The organism is Serratia nevei (assembly GCF_024160145.1).
GTDB classification, from domain to species: domain Bacteria; phylum Pseudomonadota; class Gammaproteobacteria; order Enterobacterales; family Enterobacteriaceae; genus Serratia; species Serratia nevei_A.
The window spans coordinates 58,836-77,378 of sequence record NZ_JAMYWQ010000019.1 but is presented as its reverse complement, the minus strand read 5'-3'; the positions used below and the strand labels follow the sequence as shown (position 1 = coordinate 77,378).

Here is an 18,543-nt window from a genome sequence, read left to right as displayed (position 1 = left end):
ACTATGTCGTTAATCAGCATGTCCGGCGCCTGGCTCTCTTTCAGCGATGCGCCGCTTTTAGACAACACCGAAATTCATATCGAAGACAACGAGCGCGTGTGTCTGGTCGGGCGCAACGGCGCCGGTAAGTCCACGCTGCTGAAGATCCTCGGCAAAGAGATCCCGCTGGACGACGGCCGGGTGATCTACGAACAGGATCTGATCGTGGCGCGCCTGCAACAGGATCCGCCGCGCAATATCGGCGGCAGCGTGTTCGACTTCGTGGCGGAAGGCGTCGCGGAGCAGGCGGAACACCTGAAGGCGTATCACGCGATCTCCCACCTGGTGGAGAGCGACCCGAGCGAAAAAAACCTGGCGCGCATGGCGCAAATCATGGAGATCCTCGATCACCAGGGGCTGTGGCAGCTCGACAGCCGCATCAGCGAAGTGCTGCTGCAGCTGGGGCTGAACGGCGACGCCGAGCTCTCCTCGCTCTCCGGCGGCTGGCTGCGCAAAGCGGCGCTGGGCCGCGCGCTGGTGAGCTCGCCGCGCGTGCTGCTGCTCGACGAACCGACCAACCACCTGGATATCGAAACCATCGACTGGCTGGAAGGCTTCCTGAAAGAGTTCGACGGCAGCATCGTCTTCATCTCGCACGACCGTTCGTTTATCCGCAACATGGCGACGCGCATCGTCGATCTTGATCGCGGCAAGCTGGTTTCCTGGCCGGGCAACTACGATCTGTATCTGCAGAGCAAAGAAGAAGCGCTGCGGGTGGAAGAGCTGCAAAACGCTGAGTTCGATCGCAAGCTGGCGCAGGAAGAGGTCTGGATCCGTCAGGGCATCAAGGCGCGCCGTACCCGTAACGAGGGCCGCGTGCGCGCGCTGAAGGCGCTGCGCGTCGAGCGCTCGCAGCGCCGTGAAGTGATGGGCACCGCCAAGATGCAGGTGGAAGAGGCGACCCGCTCCGGCAAAATCGTGTTCGAGTTGGAAGACGTCAATTATCAGGTCGGTGAAAAAGTGCTGGTGCGCGGTTTCTCCGCACAGGTACAGCGCGGCGACAAGATTGCGCTGGTGGGGCCGAACGGTTGTGGCAAAACCACGCTGCTGAAACTGATGCTCGGTCAGCTGAAAGCCGATAGCGGCCGCGTGCACTGCGGCACCAAGCTGGAAGTGGCCTATTTCGACCAGCACCGCGCCGATCTCGATCCGGAACGTACGGTGATGGATAACCTGGCGGAAGGCAAGCAGGAAGTGATGGTCAACGGCCGCCCGCGCCACGTGTTGGGCTATCTGCAGGACTTCCTGTTCCACCCGAAACGCGCGATGACGCCGGTGAAGGCACTTTCGGGCGGTGAGCGTAACCGCCTGCTGTTGGCTAAGCTGTTTCTGAAACCGAGCAATCTGCTGATCCTCGATGAACCAACCAACGATCTCGACGTCGAAACGCTGGAACTGCTGGAAGAACTGATCGACGGCTATCAGGGCACCGTGCTGCTGGTCAGCCACGATCGTCAGTTCGTCGACAACTCGGTGACCGAATGCTGGATCTTTGAAGGCAACGGCGTGATCAACGCCTTCGTCGGCGGCTATTACGATGCGCATCATCAGCGCGCCACGGCGAAACCGATTCGTCAGGTGGCGCCGAGCGCGAGCAAACCGGCGGCGGAGAAAAAGGCCGAACAGCCGAAAAAAGCGGCGGCCAAGCTGAGTTACAACCTGCTGCGCGAACTGGAACAGTTGCCGCAGCGGCTCGAACAGCTGGAGGTGGAAATCGAAGCGTTGCAGGCACAGATGAGCGATGCAGACTTCTTCACGCGGCCGCATAGCGAAACGCAAGAAGTGCTGACGGCACTGGCTAACGCCGAGCAGGCGCTGGAGCAGGCCTTCGCCCGCTGGGAAGAGCTGGAAGCGATGAAAAACGGCTGACCGTTGCGATACCGCCCGCGCGCTGCTGCGGGCGGTATCGATGTGCCGGTGAGCAACGTTATTGAGGAGGAATATGGTGTGTTCCCACGACAATCATCAGCAGCATAATCATTCCGCACCTTCGGCGGAGCAGCAGGATAACCTGATGCTGTGCCCGCAGTGCGACATGCTGGTGGCGCTGCCGCCGCTGGCCTATGGCAGCAAAGCGGTATGCCCGCGCTGCAAAACCACGCTCAGCGCCCGCTGGGACGAACCGCGAAAGCGGCCGATCGGTTACGCACTCAGTGCCTTGTTCATGCTGGTGCTGGCCAACATTTTCCCGTTTATCAACATGCGCGTCGCCGGTTTGGGCAACGAAATCCGGCTGATCCAAATTCCGGAAGTCATGGTGGCGGAAGACTACGCCAGTATGGCCACGCTGTTTATGGTATTCGTGCAGCTGATCCCGGCGTTTTGCATGGTGGCGATCATCCTGTTGTGCGCTAAAGTGCGCTTGCCACTGGGGCTGAAGGAGTGGATGGCCCGGGTGCTGTTCCAGTTCAAAACCTGGTGCATGGTGGAGATTTTCCTCGCCGGGGTGCTGGTCAGCTTCGTCAAGCTGATGGCCTACGGCGATATCGGCATCGGCAGCAGCTTCGTGCCCTATTGCCTGTTCTGCCTGCTGCAGGTGCGCGCCTTTCAGTGCGTGGATCGGCGCTGGCTGTGGCAGGACATCGAACCGGCGCCGCGCCTCGCTCGCCCGCTGACGGTGGGGCGCACCGGCATGCGCCAGGGCGTGCGCTCCTGCGCGTGCTGTACGGCGATCCTGCCCGCCAATCAGGTGCGCTGCCCGCGCTGCCACACCAAGGGTTACGTGCGCCGCCGCCACAGTCTGCAGTGGACGTTGGCGCTGCTGGTGACCTCCATCATGCTGTATATTCCGGCTAACCTGATGCCGATCATGGTGACCGAGGCGCTGGGCAACAAGATGAACTCCACCATCATGGCGGGGGTGATCCTGCTGTGGGGGGACGGCTCTTATCCGGTGGCGATGGTGATTTTCATCGCCAGCATCATGGTGCCGTCGCTGAAAATGCTGGCGATCGGCTGGCTGTGCTGGGATGCCAACGGCAGGAAGAAGCCGCGTGCCGACAGCGAACGCATGCACCTGATTTATGAAGTGGTCGAATTCGTTGGCCGTTGGTCGATGATCGACGTGTTTGTGATCGCCGTATTGTCGGCGCTGGTGCGAATGGGGCAGTTGATGAGCATTTACCCTGCGACGGGCGCCGTGCTGTTCGCGCTGGTGGTGATCCTCACCATGTTCGCCGCCATGACATTCGATCCCCGGCTGACCTGGGATCGCGCAAGTGAAACAATCAACAAGGAGCCGCAAGGTGACGGAAAATAATCATAGCGTCGCAGACGTTGAGAAGATCAAACGCTGGTCGCCGGTGTGGATCATTCCCATCGTGACCGCGCTGATCGGCGCCTGGATCCTGTTTTACCACTTCAGCCATCAGGGGCCGGTGGTGACGCTGGTCACCACGACGGCGGAAGGGCTGGAAGCGGGTAAAACCAAAATCAAAAGCCGCAGCGTGGACGTGGGCGTGGTGGAAACCGTTACGCTGAGCGATGATCTGAGCAAGGTGATGGTACAGGCGCGCCTCAATTCCGGCATGGAGAAATTGCTGCGTCAGGACTCCGCCTTCTGGGTGGTGAAGCCGCAGATCGGCCGTGAAGGCGTCTCCGGGCTGGGCACGCTGCTGTCCGGCGCCTATATCGAACTGCAGCCGGGCAGCAAGGGCAAAGACGGCAAAGACCACTATCAGCTGCTCGACGCGCCGCCGCTGGCCTCCCCGGACGCCAAGGGGCTGCGCATCGTGCTGGACAGCGAGAAATCGGGCCAGCTCAACGCCGGCGATCCGGTGCTGTTCCGCGGCTATCGCGTCGGATCGGTGGAAACCAGCTACTTCGATCCCAAAGAACGCGCTATGCGCTATCAGCTGTTCATTACCGCGCCTTACGACCAGCTGGTCACCACCAACGTACGCTTCTGGAAAGACAGCGGCGTGGCGTTCGACATGTCGGCGCAGGGCATGCGGGTGGAGATGGGGTCGTTGACCACCCTGTTCAGCGGCGGCGTCAGCTTCGACGTGCCGGACGGCTGGGATCGCGGCGAACTGGCGAAAGAGAAGGCGGAGTACCAGCTGTTCGACAACCAGCGCAGCACGCAGGATTCGCTGTATACCGTACATAAGGATTACCTGCTGTTCTTCTCCGACTCGGTGCGCGGCCTGCAGCCGGGTGCCCCGGTCGAGTTCCGCGGCATCCGCCTGGGCACGGTGGCGCAGGTACCGTTCTATAAAGACGGTATGGCGCAGCGCCTGGATAACGACTACCGCATTCCGGTGCTGATCCGCATCGAGCCGGATCGCTTCCAGACACAGCTGGGCGGCAACGTCGATATCGAAGGGCACTTGAAAGAAGCGGAATCGCGTGGCATGCGCGCCTCGATGAAGTCCGCCAACCTGCTGACCGGTTCGCTGTATATCGATCTCGACTTCTATCCGCAGGAGAAACCGTGGAAAGGGCCGCGCGAGCTGTTCGGTTATCCGCTGATGCCGACTACCAGCGGCGGGCTGGCGCAGATCCAGCAGAAACTGATGCAGACGCTGGACAAGATCAACGCGATGCCGATCAATCCGATGATCAACGAAGCCACCAAGACGCTGGCGGAAAGTCAGAAAACCATGAAGTCGACGCAGCAGACCATGAAGTCGCTGAACGACATCATCGCCAGCAAAGAGATGCAGGCGCTGCCGCAGGATCTGCAGAAAACGCTGCTGGAGCTGAACCGCAGCATGAAAGGGTTCCAGCCTGGTTCACCGGCTTACAACAAGATGGTGGGCGATATGCAGCGCCTCGACCAGGTGTTGCGTGAGCTGCAACCGGTGCTGCGCACCCTGAATGAGAAGAGCAACGCGCTGGTGTTTGAAGCCGCCGGCAGCACTGACCCTCAGCCGAAGAAGGCCACGAAATGATGAAATGGATCCCGGTAGCCCTGGCGCTGTTGCTCAGCGCCTGCAGCAGTTCGCCACAGAAGACCTACTATCAGTTGCCGGCGCTGGGTGCGCCGGCCGCGGTCAGCAGCAGCGGTGCCTCCACGCGCCAGCTGTGGCTGGAGCACGTGAGCGTGGCGGATTATCTGGCGCAGAGCGGCGTGGTGTATCAGACCAACGACGTCCAGTATGTGATTGCCCAGAACAACCTGTGGGCCAGCCCGCTCGACCAGCAGCTGCAGCAAACGCTGGTCACTAACCTCAGCAGCGCGCTGCCGGGATGGGTGGTCTCCTCGCAGCCGATGAGTAGCGATCAGGATGTACTGAACGTCACCATCAGCGGTTTCCACGGCCGCTTTGACGGCAAGGCGATCATTCGCGGCGAGTGGGTGTTGAACCGCCAGGGGCGCTTGATCAAACGGCCTTTCAGCCTGGAGCTGAAACAGGGTGAGGACGGCTATGATGCCCTGGTGCGCACGCTGGCGCAGGGCTGGCAGCAGGAGGCCCAGGCTATCGCAGCACAGATGGGCGGCATTTAGTCATAATTTGGTCTAAAATCGTCTAATCCCTGTCAGCGTGAAAAGTCTTTTTTTCTCACTGGCAGGGATTTCTTTTTAATTTCAAAAAGTTAAACCCTTTCCCGGCAGATCAGCCACTTAGCACTTTCCTCGGGCGTAGCTCACAAATATGACATTGGCGTGAATTTTGCGCATTGATCTTCTGTTCTTTTAGCGCTATTGATTACTCGTGGCTGCGCAAAAAGCAGCCATTGTTTTCTTTCCACCAGACCAAAATGAGGGAAACGAGGCATGAAGAGACAGAAACGCGATCGTCTGGAAAGGGCGCATTCGAGAGGGTATCAGGCAGGTATTTTAGGGCGTTCCAGGGAACATTGTCCCTACCAATCATCAGTGGACGCCCGGTCTCAATGGCTGGGAGGTTGGCGAGAAGCCATGGAAGACAGGGCTGTGACCGCTTAAGCGGCTCCCTGTCAAATAAAAGGAATGACCTCCGCCCGTTGGCGGAGGTTTTTGTTTGTGGCCTTTGATGCGCCTTCACTCCGGCGCTTTTGCGAGTTTCGGCTCGGCGGTTCAGGAGTAAGCGAGGAGCGAGACGATAACGGGCGACAAATAAGGAATGCCCAGCGCCAATGTCAGCGTGACGAGATACTTTATCTCCCCAATATTGGGGCATATAAATCAGTGTTCCCCAGGCGCTGAAAGCGCAGGCCGCAACCAGCCGATAGTATTGAAATTCTTCCGCGACATATCATCGCCTAAGCAGAAGAAAAGCATAAAGGAAATGCCATCACGGTGAACGTGACGGCATGCGGCGAGTGTTGGAAGAGAAGGCGGTGGCCGCCTTCTCGTCAGCGTGATTAGAACGCTGCGGTATCTTTGAACAGGCCCACTTTCAGATCGGTGGCGGTATAGATCACTTCACCGTCAACCAGCACTTCGCCATCGGCGACGCCCATGATCAGCTTGCGGGTGATGACGCGCTTGAAGTTAATGCGGTAAGTCACCTTCTTCGCGGTTGGCAGCACCTGGCCGGTAAACTTGACTTCACCGACGCCCAGCGCGCGGCCTTTGCCTTCGCCACCCAGCCAGCCGAGGTAAAAACCGACCAACTGCCACATCGCATCCAGGCCCAGGCAGCCAGGCATGACCGGATCGCCGATAAAGTGGCAACCGAAGAACCATAGGTCCGGATTAATATCCAGCTCCGCTTCCACATAACCTTTGTTGTGAGTCCCGCCGTCTTCGGTCATCTTGACCACGCGGTCCATCATCAACATGTTACCTGCCGGCAACGGTGGGCCACCGGCGCCGAACAGCTCGCCACGGCCGGATGCTTCGAGGTCTTCTTTCGTATAGGAATCGCGTTTATCTACCATGTTCTCAGTAAGCCTTATTTTAATGAAGGACGCAGGTTAGCTAACACGTGTACGCTGAACAAGTCCGATCAGCCGTGGTTGAACCAGTTGAGCCAGCGCAGCGGCCACGGACGGCGGCGTTCCTGCAGGCTCACCTGTGCAATCCGTTCCTGAATGGCCGCCAACAAATTCGGCTGTTGTTCGTCAGAGTAGAGGCAACCTGTGAGCAAAGGCAAGGCTTCCGCCGCGCTCTCTACCGCCCACAGATGGAATTGCCCCTCGCGTACCGCGTCGACGACATCCTGACGCAGACACAGGTGGCGCACGTTGGTGACGGGCAATACGACGCCCTGTTTGCCCGTCAAGCCGCGGCGTAAACAAACCTCGAAGAAACCTTCGATCTTCTCGTTGACGCCACCTATCGGCTGTACGTTGCCGAATTGGTCGACGGAGCCGGTGACGGCGATCTGCTGTGTGATCGGCTGCTGTGACAGGGCGCTGACCAAGGCACACAGCTCTGCCAGCGAGGCGCTGTCGCCGTCCACTTCACCGTAAGATTGCTCAAAGACGATGGAGGCAGAGAAGGGCAGCTGCTGATCCAGATCCAGTTCGGCGATCAGGAACGCTTGCATGATCATCATGCCTTTAGCATGCAGGTTGCCGCCCAGCTCGGCCTTGCGCTCGACGTCGGTGAACTCCCCGTCGCCGAGGTGCACGACGCAACTGATGCGCGACGGCTCGCCGAAGCTACGTGGATGGCCGGGATAATCCAGGACTGACAGACCGTTGATCTGCCCAACCACTTCACCCTCGGTCTCAATCAAGATCTGACCCAGTTCAATCTCATCCTGCATACGCTCGGCCAGATAGCTCTCACGCCATTCACGGGCATTCAACGCCGCTTCAAACGCTTTGGCCGTAATGCGATCCTCTTCGGCATACAGTGCGGCTTCGGACAGCTGCTGGCCAAGCCAAACCGGCGACAGTGGCAGGATGCCCTGATCGCCACTGTAACGCACCGCCTGGACGATCAGCGGCGGCCAGGCATCGGCCGCCAACATCGGCAACTGCCGATCGGCAATCACGCCGTTGACGTAGCCGCACCATTGCGCCATATCATCCACTTCAGTCAGCTGCAGATCGTCTTCGTATTCGCCGTAGACCGCTTGTTCACTCAGTTCAGGCTCGATATCGTGGAAATCGGCCAGGCCGTGACGATCGCCCACCACAATCAGCCGCAGGTCCAGCGGCATCGGCGGAATGGTTACCGGCAACGGGCGGGTTTCGTCTGGCGAAACCCAATGGAACTGACGCTGGCCGATCATCTGCTTTAACCGCAGCCATAGCAACGGCTGAGCCAGCAGTGCACGCGCCGACAAAATCAGAACGCCGCCGTTGGCCTGGTGCACCAGACCCGGCTGCAGGGTAATGTCGCCATTGTGGATCCTTACGCAGCCGAACAGCTGCTCCGGTTCAATCCATTCCTGGAACAGGCAAGCACCGCCGGCGGCGAAAGGTTCATCGCCGCGGCTGGCCGGCTCAACGCTGACTTTGCCATCCTGAATGGCATAGTGACTACCGCGGCATGCCGTGTTTTTCGCCAGCAGCGGTTGGACGGCGTGAGCGAGCAGCTCCAGGTATTCACGCGTTTCTTGCGCTTTTAACAGCATGAAACGCGGCGGTGATTGAGGGTGGCAAAATAGCGTCAGGGCATTTTCCAACCGAGGCTGAATGGCGGAAAAGGGCACGGGTGCCAACTGAGCGGCGGTATCAAATATCGCCTGATAAGGCGTTACGTCCGGCAATAAAGATTGCCATTCAAGTCGGTTATTGGTCAAAGTGTTAGATGCAATCGTTAAAAAGGGAAAGGGCGATTATACAAGAATAACGACGGCTTGATAGATGTGGAGTGCCAGTTGGTATCAGGGAGTTTGACATCGCGCGATGACTGTGCAAAAAACAGTCTAAAAGACGGCTTAATTGCCGGGGAAATTCGGCGCAAAGCTGTTATGCTTATTTGAAGTTACGCGGTCACTGAAGAGCTCAAGATGAAATATCAGCAACTGGAAAATCTGGAGAGCGGTTGGAAATGGAAGTACCTGGTGAAGAAGCACCGGGAAGGGGAACTCATTACCCGCTACATTGAAAACAGCGCTGCTCAGGAGGCGGTAAACGAGCTGCTGAAGCTGGAAAATGAGCCGGTAAAAGTACTTGCATGGATTGCCGCTCATCTGAACCCGGAGCTGGATAACCGGATGAAGCAAACGATCCGCGCCCGCCGCAAGCGTCATTTTAACGCAGAACACCAGCATACGCGTAAAAAATCTATCGATTTGGAGTTTCTCGTCTGGCAACGTTTGGCTGCTTTGGCGCGTCGCCGTGGCGTTACGCTGTCGGAAACCGTCGTGCAGCTTATTGAAGATGCTGAACGCAAAGAGAAGTATGCAAATCAGATGTCGTCGTTGAAAGAAGATTTGAAGGCGATTCTCGGTAAAGATCCCGAGTAAGCGGGGCAGTGCGCCTTTGTTGCGCCAGGCCTGTGTTTTGGGCGAATAAAGGACGAAAAAAAACCCCGCAATGCGGGGTTTTTTATTAGGCGAGTAAACTTAGCCCTGAGGCTGAGTTACAACGTCTTTGATACCTTTAACTTCGATCTCTACGCGACGATCTGGTGCCAGGCAGTCGATCTGAGCTTTGGTAGCACGGCCAGCTTTGTAGCCACAGGTGTTGCCGGTGACTGAATCAGCTTTGCCCATGCCACGTGCAGAGATTTTGTCTGACGGGATGCCTTTGGAGACCAGGTAGTCAACAACGCTTTGTGCGCGTTTTTCGGACAGTTTCTGGTTGTACTGAACGGAACCAACGGCGTCGGTGTAACCCAGAACAACTACGGAACCGTCTTTAGGATCCATGGAGCTCAGCTGGGTGTACAGCTGATCCAGAGCCTGCTGACCTTGTGGTTTCAGAGTTGCTTTGTTGAAGTTGAACAGCACGTCAGACTTCAGAGTGAAACGCTTGGTTTCAACAACTGGAGCCGGAGCTGGAGCTGGAGCAACTGGAGCAACTACGTCATCCTGACCGAAGCGGTAAGAAACGCCCAGGCTCAGCATGGTGTTGTCTGGACGCGCGCCAACGGTACCTGCGTCACCGATGTTGCTTACGAACTGGTAGTCCAGGCGAGTAGCCCAGTTTTTGGTCAGTGCGTATTCAACACCAACAGCAGCCAGCGGAGAAACGCCGGTGTCGTGGTCGCTCAGGCGAGTGCCGTTGCCGTAGTTAGCTTTGGAGTCTGCACGCCATACCATACCACCCAGACGAGTGTAGATATCCAGATCGTCAGCAATTGGGTAGCTCAGTTTAGCGGCCAGTTGAACGCCCTGTGCTTTGAAAGCACCGTTGTTTACGCTGCCTTTGTAAGGCATGCGACCGAGCCAGTCATAGCCCAGTTCGAAGCCCAGGTATTGGTTTGCCTGGTAGCCCAGGAACGCGCCAGCACCCAGCTGATCTTTGTGAGTTGGGCCGTTGCCGATACCGTTCTGATAACCGTTACCGTAGAAACCAGTGTCGTGGTACTGGGACCAACCCAGTTTAGCACCGGTGTACCAGGTGTTATCTTTTGGAGCGGCTTGCGCTACGGTAGCGAAACCTGCCAGTGCCACTGCTAATGCGATAGCTGTCTTTTTCATTTTGCGCCTCGTTATCATCCAAATAGGCAATGAGCTTTAAAGCTGTTTTAAGCCCTTGGTTAAATTCCTTCGCCAAGGTTTAAGCCCTCGTTTGTTACTCGCCAGTTTTTCTGGCGTTATAGAGCAACCTTGGCGATGTAAAGTCTACAACGTGGCGCGAAAGTTACAAGTGTGATGTGATAAAGCTCTAAAAAAAAACGTGGAATCGTACATATTTGCTAACATTCTTAGCCTAAAAAAACGGCGATCCTTCGGGCGTTTTTTCTTGCCAAACCGCAGCCGGACTAGCTTTCTGCTTGACCTTGCAAAGGTTCCCTCTGCGGGGTGCGAAAATGATGGGAAAAATCCTAAATTTACTTAATGATACAAAGAAGAGTGAATTTTTAGGGTAGAACAGTGTCCGTGAGACGAACCAATGTCACGCTGAGGGCGCATGATAAACCCGTAAGCATTACCCAATTCTGCCGCGCGTCTTAATTTTAGACGATCATCCTCTGTCAGCTCGGGCAACCAGCCGAGAACTACGCTGTAATTCCCAGTTTGCAGCGCTTTTTCCATCGCTTCAACCGTATTCACCGGGCTGATCTGGCTCAATTGCACCATTTTATCCACCGGCAGACCGGATTGCTGCAGCCATTGCTTGCTCAATTTTTGCTGCGGCGTCAGCCACAAAAGCCAGCGAGACTGCTTGCCCAGTTGCTGCAGCAGGGGCAACAGCAGTTGAGCCACTGCGGGCTGGCGCTCGTTGTAAACAAGTTCACTGATCAAGCCATTTTCTTTGCCGACATCCGTGTCCTTTGCAACGTTGCGCGCTGTAAAAGAGCCCTGGCTGAAATGAGGTTGGTAGAGTGATTGAGTACGCATAAAGTTCCCGCCCGTCGTGTTACTGTATGTTTATACAGTATCCCCGATTTGGGATAAGATCAACCCAAATTTTCGTAGCGGCTCGCATAATTGCGATCATTTTTTATACCGGCGTTTTTTGTGATTGGCATGCAGACGGATAGTGCGTATTTTTCTAATTAGTTGTTCACGTTACTTTTTTCATTGATGAGAGAAATAATACGACCAGAACCTAAAACGGAGGAACGCTATGAAAAGGATGTCGACGAGAAGAATCGTACAGGCTAAAGATTGCTTTGCAGCGCTGGGGGCCATTACCACGCGGTCGCAGTTCGGCGGCTACGGTTTGCTGGCCGAGGGGGTAATGTTCGCCGTGATCGCGGAAGGCGAACTGTATTTGCGGGCGACGGCGAGCATGGAGCCGGCTTTTCGCGCACGGGGAATGGTCAATATGGTCTATTCCAAGCGTGGTGTGCCCATCACGCTGCGCTATTACTGGGTTGACGAATCGCTGTGGCGGGAACGCAACGAGTTAGTCGGCCTGGCCTGGCAGGCCATCAGGGAAGCGCGCCGAGAGCAGCGGCTTAAGGCCGGCGATCACGGCAGATTGAAGGCGCTGCCGAATATTGATGTCAATATGGAGCGTTTGCTGTGGCGAGCGGGCATTCGCAATGCCTACGATCTGCGGCTGCACGGCGCCAAACGCAGCTATCTTCGCCTGCTGCAACAGCAGACCAATCTGGGGTTGCGAGTGCTGCTGTCGCTGGGTGGGGCGCTCGCCGGCTATCATCAGGCGGCGCTGCCGGCAGAATTGCGCAATGAACTGGTGCGCTGGTTCGATCATACGATGGCGATGCGCCAGCATGGGCATGAACCGGTTATTCATGGCCCATCAAATGGGCCATGAATAATTAGGCTGCCTTATTTATTTGGGTATGCAATGTAGTGAGCTCCGGCAGCAGTTCAAGCACCAGCCCCACCTGCTGCAAGACCAACTGCTCTTTGCTTTCAGGTTCCGGAACGGCTTTGCGAATACGCTCCGCGAGTTGCTCCAACGCCTGCGCAATGCGCTGGCTGTTCCGTTCTTCCTGATGCAAGGCGCCGTCTACGTAACACACGGCGTCGTTGAGCAGCTCGAGCGTGGCTGAGGTATTCAGCCGCTCGCGGTGAGCCCCTAATGCCGAGATATAACTCAGGAGAGTGTGGTTCAAACAAAGCAGGCGGAAGGCGGCCTCCTGCAGCGCCTTGTCGGCTTTGGGATCGGCTGACATGTTGGAAATGACCGAAGCCAGCTCGGCATCGCTGTTGTGGGCGTCTCGTCGCGCAATACGGTAGGCGAGACCGTTATCCTTACCCTGATGGTATTGCACCAGGATGGCGTCCAGATAGCGGCAGTTGGCGTTCAGCGTTTTATCCACCACCGCCGGCAGTTGGCGGAATTTCCAGTCTGGCCAGATAAAGCTGACCGCCGCCCAGGCGATGGCGCAACCCAGCAAGGTATCGTAAACGCGCGGGGCTGCCACTTCGAATCCTTCCCCCAACAGGTTAAAGCACAGCAACACCAACAGCGTGATGAACATGGTCGCGTGCGCATACTGTACGGTGCGGAAAGCGAAGAACAGAACGCCGGTGATGACGATCAACACCAGCTGTCCTTCCAATGACGGTACGAAATAGAGGATCGGCAGGCCGATCAGGATACCGGCCAGAGTGCCGATAATGCGCAGCGCCAGGCGCCGGCGGGTGGCGTTGTAGTTCGGTTGGCAGACAAACAGGCTGGTCAGCAGGATCCAGTAACCATGTTGCATGCCGGTGAGCTGGATGAAGGCGTAACCTATGCACAGCACCGCTGACATGCGGATTGCGTGGCGGAACAGGGCCGACTGTGGCGTCAGATGGCGGCTGATGCGCAGCCGGATGTCGCTCCAACCGGTTAAGCGGTCATCGGCCAGACTGTTCTCTTCCGCTTGCCCGCTGGCCAGCGTCTGCTCTGATTCGATATTGGCCAGCTGCGCATCTATTGCATGCAGGTTTTTCAGCAGATGCGCCAGCGCTTTGGTTTGTTCGGTATTGCCCTGGGTTTCGGCGATGCGCGCCAACGCTTCCTGAATGCGGCTGAAAGCCGGCTCAAAACGTGGATTGTGTTGATACTTTTGCCGCAGCAGGATGGATTGCGCCAGCTGGCGGCAGGCGCGCGCCTGCATGCTCAGCAAACGCTGGAAGCGGAACAAAATGTCGCTGTGGCGGAATTGCCGGCTGAGCGCATGGTACTGTACGTGGGAAGAACTGGCGCGCTCGTGAATATCCTGTGCGACAAAATAGTAGTGCAAGGTGCGGCGGGTGCCGCGCTGGCCGCGATCGCCCTTCAGACGTGTCAGCAGCGAGGCTTTGGTCTGGTTAAGCAATGCCACCAACGCGCTGTTGGCCATCGCGACATCCATCCATGGCAGGTCAGCATCGCGTTCGGCGTCAGGATCGAACAGGTTGGCTTTGGCGTCCAGATAGTTGGCCAACTGATCATAACAGCGCGCCAGATTCTCCTGCAGCGGCCTAATGGGGAACAGCATATGGCCCGCCAGCGTCAGCAGGTTGTACCACAGCGCACCGATCACCAGCAGCAGCGGCTGCTGATACCAGGCATCGTACATGGAGGTGCCGAGCATGGTGTAAACCGCTATCAGCAGCGCGCCGAAGGCGATGGTGGCATAACGTTGCCCCAGTGCACCCAGAAGGATAAAGCCGCAGGTCGACGTGGTTAAGCCAAGGGCGAACAACCAAGGGTAGGGGAACAGCAGCTCGATCGACGCGGAGGCGACAAAGAAGCACACCAGCGTGATCAGCAGGTTGCGCAGCCTGCCGGTCAGGCGGTCATCCAAATCGGTGAGGGCGGCCGCCACCACCCCCAGCGTCAGCGGGATAGTCAGTTTGGGAATGCCCAGCCACCAGGGAACGGCGGCGGTGCCGGTCAGCGCAATCAGGATGCGCAGGTGATACAGCAGGTTGCTGTTGTAGGCATAACGACGAACGGCGGGTGCAAAAGAGAGCACGAAAAACTCCTCAAACGGAGAAAAAATTAACGCTGATGATAGTGGCGGCGAGCATTCTCAATACGGGCTTGCTGAGCCATTTCTACCGACACGACGCGGCGCCCTACCGGCCACAGCGCGATGGCGGCAATTTTGAAGTTGGCGATGCCAACCGGAATGCCGATGATCGAAACGCATTGCACGATACCGGCAGCGATGTGCGACAGGCACAGCCACCAGCCGAACAGAACCAGCCAGAGAATGTTGAGCAGCGAACCGCCGGCGGTGAGCAGCGCATTGCTTTTTTCCGGGTAGAGCTCATCGACGTGTATCGCTTCATTGCCGAACGGCACCAGAGACAGCTTGGTGATTTCCCAGCAGGAACGGGTGAGCGGCAGCGTGACGATAAGCAGCACGCTGCACACCGTGGCGAACAGCCAACCCAGCGTGGTGACGAAACCGCCCAACACAAAATTAAGAATATTCAGTACAGTACGCATAGACGTCATTCTGCTCTAATGATGGCCAAACCGCGATGCGGGCGTATTCACGATAAAAACGCAAAATCTATTCTACCCTTTTTTTAGCGCTAGAGTGCCACTGCTTATCGCAGGTAAACTGGTCGATATCCGTTATTTAATCTCAACATAGTCATGGCGCGACGATATGGAACTTAAAGCGACATCGCTGGGGAAACACCTGGCTCAGCACCCTTATAACCGCGTGCGGTTGCTGCACGCCGGGGTTGAGGTGAGCGGGGAAAAACATGAATACCTGATCCCCTTCAATCAATTGATTCAGGTCAGGTGCAAGCGCGGCATCGTCTGGGGCGAGCTGGAATTTGAATTGCCGGACGAAAAAGTGGTGCGGCTGCACGGCACCGAATGGCAGGAAACGCAGCGTTTTCATCACTATCTGCAGCAGGCGTGGCAGCAGTGGAGCGCCGAAATGAGCGAGGTCAGCGCCGGCGTGTTGCAACAGCAGGTGATGCAGATCCAGCGCATCGAGCAACAGGACAAATGGTTTAAAAAGTCTGAGTTGGGCAAGCTGCAGCAGCAAATCCACGAGGCTTTCTCCGCGCTGCCGATGCCGGTGGCGCGTCTGGATGAGTTTGATAACTGCCGGGCTGATTATCATCTGTGTCTGCAATGGCTGCAGCAGGGGCTGCGCAGCGTCGAACAACGCAACCGGCAGTGGACCGAGCGCATGCTGGAGCAACATCACGATTTCTTCCAGACCGTCGAGAGTTCACCGCTCAATGACTCTCAGAGCCGTGCGGTGGTCAATGGCGAGGATTCCGTCCTGGTATTGGCAGGGGCCGGAAGCGGCAAAACGTCGGTGCTGGTGGCGCGCGCCGGCTGGCTGCTGCGCCTTCAGGAGGCGGATCCGGGCCAAATTTTGCTGTTGGCGTTCGGCCGTCAGGCAGCGAGTGAGATGAACGATCGCATCAAAGCGCGTTTGGGCGATGTCGGCATTCAGGCCAAAACGTTCCATGCATTGGCGCTGCAGATCATTCAACAGGGCAGCCGCAAAGCCCCGGCCATCAGCCGATTGGAAACCGATGCCAAAGCGCGCAAAGCGTTGCTGATTACCCATTGGCGCCAACAGTGCACGGAGAAAAAAGCCCAGGCCAAGGGGTGGCGTCAATGGTTGAGCGACGAGTTGGGATGGGACGTGCCGGAAGGCGACTTTTGGCAGGATCAACGCCTGGCTGATCGGCTGGCGGGCCGCTTGGAACGCTGGCTGGGGCTGATGCGCATGCACGGCGGCAGCCAGGCGGAAATGATTGAGCAGGCGGATGAAGAAATCCGCGATCTGTTTTCAAAACGCATCCGGCTGATGGCACCGCTGTTGAAAGCCTGGAAAAGCGCCTTGAAAGAGGAAGGGGCGGTGGACTTCTCCGGTCTGATCCATCAGGCGGTCAATATTCTCGACAAGGGGCGCTTCGTCAGCCCGTGGAAACATATCTTGGTAGACGAATTTCAGGATATCTCGCCGCAGCGCGCGTTGTTGCTGGCGGCGCTGCGCCGGCAAAACAAACAGACCTGCCTGTTTGCGGTGGGGGATGATTGGCAGGCGATTTATCGCTTCAGCGGTGCCGAATTGACGTTAACCACGGCCTTCGCTACCCACTTCGGCGAAGGGGCGCAGTGCGCGCTGGACACCACCTATCGCTTCAATGAGCGTATCGGCGAGGTGGCCAACCGCTTCGTGCAGCAGAACCCGCACCAGTTGAAGAAGCCGCTCAACAGCCTGAGCAAGGGCAATAAAAAGTCGGTGACGATCCTGCCACACGAACAGCTGGAATCATTGTTGGACAAGCTGAGCGGCTACGCCAAGCCGGATGAGCGCATTCTGGTGCTGGCGCGTTACCACCACCTGAAACCGGAAGCGCTGGCGAAAGCGGGCACCCGCTGGCCCAAGCTGGATCTGGAGTTTATGACCATCCACGCCAGCAAGGGGCAGCAGGCGGAATACGTCATCATCGCCGGTTTGCATGACGGGCGTGACGGTTTCCCTGCCGTGGCGCGCGAGTCGGTGTTGGAAGAGGTGCTGCTGCCACAGCCGGAAGATTTTCCGGATGCCGAAGAGCGCCGTCTGCTGTATGTCGCATTGACTCGCGCCAAACATCAGGTATGGCTGTTGCAGGATCGCGAACGCCCTTCAGTGTTCGTCGAACAGCTGCAAGATATTGGCGTTCCGGTGCAGAAAAAGCCCTAGCCTCAGGCCCGGCGGCAGCCAGGCCTGAGGACTATTTCAGGCGCTCTTGCAGATAGCGCTGATAGTCGGGGATGGCGATCTCCACTTCGCTGGTGAACAGCGGAGAGTCGATCAGAAAGTCAGCGGTCGAGCGGTTGGTGGCTACCGGGATATTCCAGACGGTAGCCAGCCGCAGCAGCGCTTTCACGTCCGGATCGTGCGGCACCGCGTTCAGCGGATCCCAGAAGAAGATCAGCATGTCTATTTTGCCTTCCGCAATCAGTGCGCCAACCTGCTGATCGCCGCCCATCGGGCCACTCAGCATGCTGATGACCGGAATGCCGCTGGCGCGCTGGATCAGGTTGCCGGTGGTGCCGGTGGCGTACAGCTGGTGCTGCGCCAGCAGCGTCTTGTGGCTTTCTACCCACTCCAGCAGAGCCTGTTTGCAGTGATCGTGCGCCACCAGCGCAATGTGTTTGCGCGCGGCGATAGTGCGGGTGGTCAATTCCATCTCGGTGTCCTTCGCTAATCGGGATGTGCGACAGATTACTGAAACTGTTTTTCACTGCCTAGCGTTTGCGCCTGGAAATGCGAAGAAAAGGCGCCTTTGCAGGTAAAGGCGCCGAGAGGGGTCAGCGAACCGGTTGTTTATTGGCCCAGCGCAGGAAACGCTTCTGCGTTTCCTTGTCCGCTTGTTGGAACCAGTATTGCAGCATCTGTTCCGACACGTTTTCACCTTTCAACGTCACCGTCGGGGCATTCACCGACGAACCGGCCAACGTGGAGGCCGAGCCGTTGCCGACGTTTGCCTGAGCGAAGGTCGGGACGGAAGCTGGGCGGTTTTGGCGGTTGTAATCCGTCATCACCTTTTCCAAATCGGCATTGAAGGTGACGCTGTCGGGATGCAGCACGTCATGCCGGAACGGCAGGGCATTGCCGTCTTTATCGACCACCAGATAATTCAGCGTTTTGTCAAAACGTTGCGCGTCACGATCGTGTTCGATGCGCGGCAGTTCGATCGCCACCTGGCTGATATTTTGCGTATTGAAGGTAGCAACCAGTGGTAGGGAAGCATAGGCCTGCGTATGCTGGCCGGCGCGGACGGTTTTGGTCACTTTAAACAGCAGCTGGTGCTGCCCGCCATCCAGTTCAAGACTGTCGGCACCTTTTAACAACGAACCTGTCATTTTCTTGCCGTCGACCACCAGCAGGTCGATGTCCGGGGAGAGTTTCAGGGTCGTAGCCGCGGCAGGCATGCTGATGCTGAGCAAAGCCGCAACCACCAGACCAAATTTCATCATTATCTCCTTATAAAGTGACGTAGCTCTAAGTGTTGAACACGGCACAGGTTGTGTCAAAATTTTTCAATTGGGTATTTTGTTTACATTTTCACATATTTTATCGCGATTAGACACGACCATGAGCAGCTGAACCGCGACAGCTTCTGACCATAATACTGCGCT

16 protein-coding genes are annotated in these 18,543 nt (G+C 57.2%); 8 read left to right on the top strand and 8 right to left on the bottom strand.

Translation table 11 applies throughout. The annotated features are described in order from the left end of the window. Positions 1-3 precede the first annotated feature (3 nt). The 5 genes from M6G53_RS14670 (at position 4) to rmf (ending at position 5,929) form a co-directional block, all read left to right on the top strand. Positions 4-1,908, top strand: coding sequence for an ABC transporter ATP-binding protein (locus M6G53_RS14670; RefSeq protein WP_253332498.1), 1,905 nt, complete (start codon positions 4-6; stop codon positions 1,906-1,908). 73 nt (positions 1,909-1,981) lie between these two features. Further along, complete coding sequence (gene pqiA / locus M6G53_RS14665) at positions 1,982-3,298, top strand: membrane integrity-associated transporter subunit PqiA (RefSeq protein WP_253332496.1); 1,317 nt, start codon at positions 1,982-1,984, stop codon at positions 3,296-3,298. Further along, entirely contained in the window at positions 3,285-4,931 is a 1,647-nt protein-coding gene (pqiB, locus tag M6G53_RS14660) for an intermembrane transport protein PqiB (RefSeq protein ID WP_253332494.1), read from the top strand. The genes pqiA and pqiB overlap by 14 nt, the downstream gene beginning before the upstream one ends. Continuing rightward, positions 4,928-5,488 carry a membrane integrity-associated transporter subunit PqiC gene (gene pqiC / locus M6G53_RS14655; RefSeq protein WP_253332492.1) on the top strand — a complete coding sequence of 187 codons (561 nt, stop codon included), beginning with the start codon at positions 4,928-4,930 and terminating at the stop codon, positions 5,486-5,488. Before pqiB ends, pqiC begins: the two co-directional genes overlap by 4 nt. A gap of 270 nt (positions 5,489-5,758) precedes the next feature. Then, a complete protein-coding gene (gene rmf, locus M6G53_RS14650; protein ID WP_004928150.1) occupies positions 5,759-5,929 on the top strand; it encodes a ribosome modulation factor in 171 nt (56 codons plus the stop codon). 398 nt (positions 5,930-6,327) lie between these two features. Here the strand turns inward: rmf and fabA are convergent, their stop codons facing one another. Both fabA and M6G53_RS14640 read right to left on the bottom strand, forming a co-directional pair. Next, positions 6,328-6,846, bottom strand: a complete 519-nt coding sequence (fabA, locus tag M6G53_RS14645; protein ID WP_019454507.1) for a bifunctional 3-hydroxydecanoyl-ACP dehydratase/trans-2-decenoyl-ACP isomerase — start codon at positions 6,844-6,846, stop codon at positions 6,328-6,330. Between the two features lie 68 nt (positions 6,847-6,914). Next, a complete protein-coding gene (locus M6G53_RS14640; protein ID WP_253332490.1) occupies positions 6,915-8,663 on the bottom strand; it encodes an AAA family ATPase in 1,749 nt (582 codons plus the stop codon). Between the two features lie 210 nt (positions 8,664-8,873). Here M6G53_RS14640 and matP point away from each other — a divergent pair, with 210 nt between their 5' ends. Further along, complete coding sequence (matP, locus tag M6G53_RS14635) at positions 8,874-9,332, top strand: macrodomain Ter protein MatP (RefSeq protein ID WP_253332486.1); 459 nt, start codon at positions 8,874-8,876, stop codon at positions 9,330-9,332. Positions 9,333-9,431: 99 nt separating this feature from the next. On the opposite strand, the gene ompA is transcribed toward matP, so the two are convergent. Continuing rightward, positions 9,432-10,511, bottom strand: a complete 1,080-nt coding sequence (gene ompA, locus M6G53_RS14630) for a porin OmpA (protein ID WP_253332480.1) — start codon at positions 10,509-10,511, stop codon at positions 9,432-9,434. A gap of 357 nt (positions 10,512-10,868) precedes the next feature. Further along, positions 10,869-11,375 carry an SOS-induced cell division inhibitor SulA gene (sulA, locus tag M6G53_RS14625; protein WP_253332474.1) on the bottom strand — a complete coding sequence of 169 codons (507 nt, stop codon included), beginning with the start codon at positions 11,373-11,375 and terminating at the stop codon, positions 10,869-10,871. A gap of 229 nt (positions 11,376-11,604) precedes the next feature. On the opposite strand from sulA, the gene M6G53_RS14620 reads away from it, so the two are divergent. Then, positions 11,605-12,261 (top strand): TfoX/Sxy family DNA transformation protein, encoded by a 657-nt coding sequence (locus M6G53_RS14620; RefSeq protein WP_253332472.1) that lies wholly within the window; start codon positions 11,605-11,607, stop codon positions 12,259-12,261. Positions 12,262-12,265: 4 nt separating this feature from the next. On the opposite strand, the gene yccS is transcribed toward M6G53_RS14620, so the two are convergent. Together yccS and M6G53_RS14610 are read right to left on the bottom strand one after the other, a co-directional pair. Continuing rightward, positions 12,266-14,401, bottom strand: a complete 2,136-nt coding sequence (yccS, locus tag M6G53_RS14615; protein WP_253332470.1) for a YccS family putative transporter — start codon at positions 14,399-14,401, stop codon at positions 12,266-12,268. Between the two features lie 26 nt (positions 14,402-14,427). Next, entirely contained in the window at positions 14,428-14,880 is a 453-nt protein-coding gene (locus M6G53_RS14610; RefSeq protein ID WP_253332468.1) for a YccF domain-containing protein, read from the bottom strand. 166 nt (positions 14,881-15,046) lie between these two features. Here M6G53_RS14610 and helD point away from each other — a divergent pair, with 166 nt between their 5' ends. Beyond that, positions 15,047-17,101 carry a DNA helicase IV gene (gene helD / locus M6G53_RS14605; protein WP_253332466.1) on the top strand — a complete coding sequence of 685 codons (2,055 nt, stop codon included), beginning with the start codon at positions 15,047-15,049 and terminating at the stop codon, positions 17,099-17,101. 31 nt (positions 17,102-17,132) lie between these two features. Here the strand turns inward: helD and M6G53_RS14600 are convergent, their stop codons facing one another. Both M6G53_RS14600 and M6G53_RS14595 read right to left on the bottom strand, forming a co-directional pair. Continuing rightward, the gene (locus tag M6G53_RS14600) at positions 17,133-17,591 is read right to left on the bottom strand and encodes a methylglyoxal synthase (protein ID WP_253332464.1); all 459 of its coding nucleotides are present in this window, start codon (positions 17,589-17,591) and stop codon (positions 17,133-17,135) included. 121 nt (positions 17,592-17,712) lie between these two features. Next, positions 17,713-18,378, bottom strand: coding sequence for a DUF2057 family protein (locus M6G53_RS14595; protein WP_253332529.1), 666 nt, complete (start codon positions 18,376-18,378; stop codon positions 17,713-17,715). Positions 18,379-18,543 lie beyond the last annotated feature (165 nt).

Excerpts from the sequence above, each read along its gene's own strand:
- M6G53_RS14670 (WP_253332498.1), top strand. The coding sequence starts at position 4 with ATGTCGTTAATCAGCATGTCCGGCGCCTGGCTCTCTTTCAGCGATGCG.
- pqiA (WP_253332496.1), top strand. The coding sequence starts at position 1,982 with ATGGTGTGTTCCCACGACAATCATCAGCAGCATAATCATTCCGCACCT.
- pqiC (WP_253332492.1), top strand. The coding sequence starts at position 4,928 with ATGATGAAATGGATCCCGGTAGCCCTGGCGCTGTTGCTCAGCGCCTGC.
- rmf (WP_004928150.1), top strand. The coding sequence starts at position 5,759 with ATGAAGAGACAGAAACGCGATCGTCTGGAAAGGGCGCATTCGAGAGGG.
- fabA (WP_019454507.1), bottom strand. The coding sequence starts at position 6,846 with ATGGTAGATAAACGCGATTCCTATACGAAAGAAGACCTCGAAGCATCC.
- matP (WP_253332486.1), top strand. The coding sequence starts at position 8,874 with ATGAAATATCAGCAACTGGAAAATCTGGAGAGCGGTTGGAAATGGAAG.
- ompA (WP_253332480.1), bottom strand. The coding sequence starts at position 10,511 with ATGAAAAAGACAGCTATCGCATTAGCAGTGGCACTGGCAGGTTTCGCT.
- sulA (WP_253332474.1), bottom strand. The coding sequence starts at position 11,375 with ATGCGTACTCAATCACTCTACCAACCTCATTTCAGCCAGGGCTCTTTT.
- M6G53_RS14620 (WP_253332472.1), top strand. The coding sequence starts at position 11,605 with ATGAAAAGGATGTCGACGAGAAGAATCGTACAGGCTAAAGATTGCTTT.
- M6G53_RS14610 (WP_253332468.1), bottom strand. The coding sequence starts at position 14,880 with ATGCGTACTGTACTGAATATTCTTAATTTTGTGTTGGGCGGTTTCGTC.
- helD (WP_253332466.1), top strand. The coding sequence starts at position 15,047 with ATGGAACTTAAAGCGACATCGCTGGGGAAACACCTGGCTCAGCACCCT.
- M6G53_RS14600 (WP_253332464.1), bottom strand. The coding sequence starts at position 17,591 with ATGGAATTGACCACCCGCACTATCGCCGCGCGCAAACACATTGCGCTG.
- M6G53_RS14595 (WP_253332529.1), bottom strand. The coding sequence starts at position 18,378 with ATGAAATTTGGTCTGGTGGTTGCGGCTTTGCTCAGCATCAGCATGCCT.